This window comes from Streptomyces sp. WAC06614 (genome assembly GCF_003949795.1).
Lineage (GTDB): Bacteria > Actinomycetota > Actinomycetes > Streptomycetales > Streptomycetaceae > Streptomyces.
Window position 1 is genome coordinate 1 of the sequence record NZ_RPRY01000440.1, and the last position, 4767, is coordinate 4767.

Sequence of the window (4767 nt, forward strand, 5' to 3'; positions counted from 1 at the left end):
GGTCAGGACGGCTCGGGGGCCGTCGGAGGGACTGCCGAAGCGGAGTTCGCTGCCGGGGCCGACGTCCCAGGCGTGGACGCGGTGGCCGTCGGCCCAGGTTCCGTTGGTGCTGTCCTCGTCCTCGACGGTCCAGTGGTCACCGTCGGTGCGCAGCACGGCGTGGTGCCAGGAGACCCGTTCGTCGGCCAGGCAGATCTCGCACCAGGGGTCCCGGCCGACGTGGTAGACGCGGTCCGGGTCCAGGACGGTGCGGCCCGCGGAGGTCTCCAGGACGAGCTCGGGCGCGGCCGGTACGCCGGGGCGCTGGACCATGCGCCGATTTTCCCACGACCCCCCTCCCCCGGCATCACCGCAGGTCAGCGGCCTCTTATGGGGAATGACAACGGTCCCCGTTGCAGCCTTTGCCCCGAACGCGAAGGTGCGCTTCACTTCACGCGTCGGAACCGGACGGACGGGGGAATGACATGGGCGCGCACGACCACGCGCACGGCGGGGCACACGACCACGCGCACGGCGAGGCGGGCGACGGAGGGCACGCCGGGCACTCCCACGGCGTGGCCGCGGACGCCGACCGCCGCTGGCTGGCCATCGCGCTGGGGCTGATCGGCACGTTCATGGCGATCGAGGTGGTCGTCGGCATCGTGGCGCAGTCGCTGGCCCTGATCTCCGACGCGGCCCACATGCTCACCGACGCGGTCTCGATCGTGCTGGCCCTGGTCGCGATGCGGCTGGCGGCCCGGCCGGCCCGGGGCGGGTTCACGTACGGGCTCAAGCGCGCGGAGATACTCTCCGCCCAGGCCAACGGGCTGACCCTGCTGCTGCTGGCCGTCTGGCTGGCGTACGAGGCGGTGCGCCGGCTGATCGACCCGCCGGAGGTCGCCGGCGGTCTGGTCCTGGTGACGGCGCTGGCCGGGATCGTGGTGAACGTGGCCGCGGCCTGGTGCATCTCGAAGGCGAACCGCTCCTCGCTGGCGGTCGAGGGCGCCTACCAGCACATCCTCAACGACCTGTTCGCCTTCATCGGTACGGCGGTTTCCGGCCTGATCGTGCTCACCACGGGGTTCGTGCAGGCCGATGCGATCGCCACCCTGGTCGTGGTGGTGCTGATGGTGAAGGCGGGCTACGGGCTGGTCCGCGAGTCCGGCCGGATCTTCCTGGAGGCGGCCCCGGCCCATCTGGACCCGGACGCGGTCGGCGACCGGCTGGTGTCGCCCGGGCCGGTGACGGAGGTCCACGACCTGCACATCTGGACCATCACCTCCGGCCAGGCGGCCCTGTCGGCGCACGTCCTGGTCGAGCCCGGCGGCGACTGCCACGCGGTCCGGCGGGAGCTGGAACGGCTGCTGGCGACGGAGTACGGAATCAGCCACACGACCTTGCAGGTCGACCACCAGCACGAGGCCCTGCTGACGGTCGGCCGGGCGGGCGAAGGGGCCGGGGCGGACCCGGACGGGCACTGCGCCGCACCGCACGGTCCGGTCCACCACGACGGCCCGCACCACCACTGACACCGGCCCGGCCGTGAAGCGGGCACCGGCACCACTGAACCGGGCCCCGGCGGGGCAGGCATGTCCCATGACGGACAAGCGCAGCGCCGGACTCCTGCTGTTCCGGCGGCACGAAGGGGCCGTGGAGGTGCTCCTCGGTCACATGGGCGGCCCGTACTGGGCGCACAAGGACGCCAGGGCCTGGTCCATCCCCAAGGGCGAGTACGGCCCCGACGAGACCCCGCGGGACGCGGCCCGGCGGGAGTTCACCGAGGAGATCGGGCTGCCGCCGCCGGACGGCCCGTACCTGCCGCTGGGCGAGGTACGGCAGTCCAACGGGAAGCTGGTGACGGTCTGGGCGGTGGAGGCGGACCTCGACCCGGCCCTGATGGTGCCGGGCACCTTCACCCTGGAGTGGCCGCCGGGTTCCGGCCGCACGGAGGAGTTCCCGGAGCTCGACCGGGTGGCCTGGTGCGTGCCGGAGGTGGCTCGAAATCGCCTGATTGCGGCTCAAGTGACGTTCGTAGAGAGGCTGTTGGCGCAATTGAGTGGTTGAGCCACCGGTGACTTGCCAGCACGCCGCGGTGCGTGGACATTGCACACATGACGAACGTCGTGCTGGTGGGAACCCTGGACACCAAGGGTGTGGAGTACGGCTGGCTCCGCGAGCGACTGCTGCGGGCCGGCGTCGAGGTCATGCTGGTCGACACCGGAATCATGGGCGACCCCCGGGTGCCCGCCGACGTGCCGCGGGAGGACGTCGCCCGGGCCGCCGGAACGGAACTGTCGGAACTACGGGCGGCCGCCGACCGGGGCGCGGCCGTCACCACGATGGCGCGGGGCGCCGAGGCGACCTTGCTGCGCCTGCACGAGGAGGGCCGGCTCCACGGGGTGCTGGCGCTCGGCGGCAGCGGCGGCACGTCCATCGCCACCCGGGCGATGCGGGCGCTGCCGCTGGGGGTGCCGAAGGTGATGGTGTCCTCGATGGCGTCCGGGGACGTGGCGAAGTACGTCGGCTCCACGGACATCACGATGATGTACAGCGTGGTGGACATCGCCGGGATCAACACCATCTCGGCCCCCGTGCTGGCCAACGCCGTGGACGCCATCGCCGGGATGGCCAAGGGCTTCTCCCGGGCCGCCCGCGGGGTCCTGCCCGCCCAGCTCGGCACGGGAGCGCGGCCGCTGGTCGCGGCGAGCATGGCGGGGGTGACCACCGTCGGGGTGGACGCCGCACGCGAGCGCCTGACCGAGCTGGGCTACGAGGTGCTGGTGTTCCACGTCAGCGGCACCGGGGGCCGGACCCTGGAGACGCTGGCCGGGCAGCGGGTGTTCGCGGGGGTGCTGGACCTGACCCTCAGCGAGATCGCCGACGAGCAGTGCGGCGGCATCCTCAGCGCCGGCCCCGACCGGCTGACCGCGGCCGGACGGGCCGGTGTCCCCCAGGTGGTGAGCCTGGGGGCGCTGGACATGGTGAAGTTCGGGCCGCCCGAGACGCTGCCGGAGCGGGCCCGGTTCCGCCGGGTGCGGGTGCACAACCCGTCGATCACCGTGATCCGGACGACCCCGGCCGAATGCGCCGAGATCGGACGGCTGGTGGCGGGCAAACTGCGCGGGGCCACCGGCCCGACGGCCGTGTGCATCCCGAAGCGCGGACTGTCCACCCTGGGCGCTCCCGGCGGGCCCTATCATGACCCCGCCGCCGACCGGGCCCTGTTCACGGCATTGCGTGACGGGCTGCGGGGCAGTGCGGCGCAGCTCTACGACTACGACACCCACATCAACGACCCCGCGTTCGGGCGGGCGGCCGCGGACCGGCTGCACGCGATGATCCGGACGCGACGGGCCGCCGCCTGAGCGGACCGTAGGGTCGGGAACCGGCCACGGCCCTTCCGTGTCCCTGGGGGTGGAGTGACCCATCTCAGGGGGGACGGAAATGAAGGCGTGGACGGTCCCCGGTTACACGGAGACCAGAGAACTCGGATCGGGCGGCAGCGGCCGCGTGGTGCTCGCCGTGCACGACGGGACCGGCATCCCCGTCGCGGTGAAGTACCTCAGCGACCGCCTCCGCCGCGATCCGGCGTTCGTCCGGGAGTTCCGGGCGGAGGCACGGCTGCTCGGCGGGCTGCACTCGCCGTACGTCGTCGGGCTGTACGAGTACGTGGAGGCGCCGGACGGCGCCGCCATCGTCATGGAGCTGGTGGACGGTGTCGCCCTGCGCGCCCTGCTCAAGCAGGCCGGGCAGACCGAGCCGGAAGCGGCCCTGGTGGTGCTGAAGGGCTCCCTGCTGGGCCTGGCCGCCGCCCACGAGGCCGGGGTCGTGCACCGCGACTACAAGCCGGAGAACGTGCTGGTCGCGGCCGACGGCACGTCCAAGCTCGTGGACTTCGGCATCGCTGCGGACCGCGGCAGCACCCCGGGCGTGGCCGGTACGCCCGCGTACATGGCGCCCGAGCAGTGGCAGGGGCAGCCGGCCTCGCCGGCCGCCGACGTGTACGCGGCGACGGCGACCTTCTTCGAGTGCCTCACCGGGCGGAAACCTTTCGCCGGGGAGAACTTCGCGGAGCTGGCGCTCCAGCACATCGAAGGCCCCGTCCCCGAGGCGGACGCGCCGGAGCCGGTCCGCCCCCTGATCCGGCGGGGCCTGGCCAAGCGCCCCGAGGACCGGCCGGAGAACGCCGAGGCGTTCGTCGCCGAGCTGGAGAGCGTGGCCTCGTCGGCGTACGGCGAGGACTGGGAGGAGCGCGGCCAGCGCAAGCTGGCGGCGCTGGCCGCGCTGCTGCCGCTGCTGTTCCCCTCGGCGGCCGTGACCCCGGCGTCCACCACGGCGTTCGCGACCACGTCCCTGTGGAACCCGGGCCGGCGCGGCTGGCTGGGCGCCGGCGTGGCGCTCGTCCTGGGCGCCCTGCTGCTGTTCGCCCAGGCCTCGGCGACGGGCCGGCCGGGCGGCACGGGCGCGCTGAGCGCCTTCGCGACGACGAGCGCGGCCCCGCCGACGGGCGGCCCGGGCCCGCAGGCCCCGCCCTCGGGGTCGCCGTCGGCGTCCGCGTCCGCGTCGCCGTCGGCGTCCGCGTCCCCCTCGGCCTCCGCCAGTGCCTCGGCCTCGGCCTCGCCGTCGGGCTCGGGCGCACCGGCCCCGGGCCCGGGTCCCTCGCTCACCCCGACGCCGCCCACCAGCTCCATGACGATGGCGGCGCCGTCCGGCGCCTCCACGTACTCGTACAGCCCGACGACGTACGGCGAGTGCAGCCCGCCGAGCAGCCGTGCCTCCGCCCGGAAC

5 protein-coding genes are annotated in these 4767 nt (G+C 73.9%); 4 read left to right on the forward strand and 1 reads right to left on the reverse strand.

Annotated features, from left to right (window positions below):
- Nucleotides 1-312: FHA domain-containing protein (locus tag EF918_RS32685; protein WP_148141304.1), on the reverse strand; the 312-nt coding region annotated here is incomplete at its 3' end.
- Nucleotides 313-464: 152 nt separating this feature from the next.
- On the opposite strand from EF918_RS32685, the gene EF918_RS32690 reads away from it, so the two are divergent.
- The 4 genes from EF918_RS32690 to EF918_RS32705 form a co-directional block, all read left to right on the forward strand.
- A complete protein-coding gene (locus EF918_RS32690) occupies nucleotides 465-1508 on the forward strand; it encodes a cation diffusion facilitator family transporter (RefSeq protein ID WP_125652531.1) in 1044 nt (347 codons plus the stop codon).
- A 67-nt stretch (nucleotides 1509-1575) separates the two neighbouring features.
- Nucleotides 1576-2043 (forward strand): NUDIX domain-containing protein, encoded by a 468-nt coding sequence (locus tag EF918_RS32695; RefSeq protein ID WP_125652532.1) that lies wholly within the window; start codon nucleotides 1576-1578, stop codon nucleotides 2041-2043.
- Between the two features lie 47 nt (nucleotides 2044-2090).
- Nucleotides 2091-3344 carry a Tm-1-like ATP-binding domain-containing protein gene (locus EF918_RS32700; RefSeq protein WP_125652533.1) on the forward strand — a complete coding sequence of 418 codons (1254 nt, stop codon included), beginning with the start codon at nucleotides 2091-2093 and terminating at the stop codon, nucleotides 3342-3344.
- Nucleotides 3345-3423: 79 nt separating this feature from the next.
- Nucleotides 3424-4767, forward strand: a 1344-nt coding sequence (locus EF918_RS32705; RefSeq protein ID WP_148141305.1) for a serine/threonine-protein kinase, incomplete at its 3' end; no start/stop codon positions are given.

Excerpts from the sequence above, each read along its gene's own strand:
- EF918_RS32690 (WP_125652531.1), top strand. The coding sequence starts at position 465 with ATGGGCGCGCACGACCACGCGCACGGCGGGGCACACGACCACGCGCAC.
- EF918_RS32695 (WP_125652532.1), top strand. The coding sequence starts at position 1,576 with ATGACGGACAAGCGCAGCGCCGGACTCCTGCTGTTCCGGCGGCACGAA.
- EF918_RS32700 (WP_125652533.1), top strand. The coding sequence starts at position 2,091 with ATGACGAACGTCGTGCTGGTGGGAACCCTGGACACCAAGGGTGTGGAG.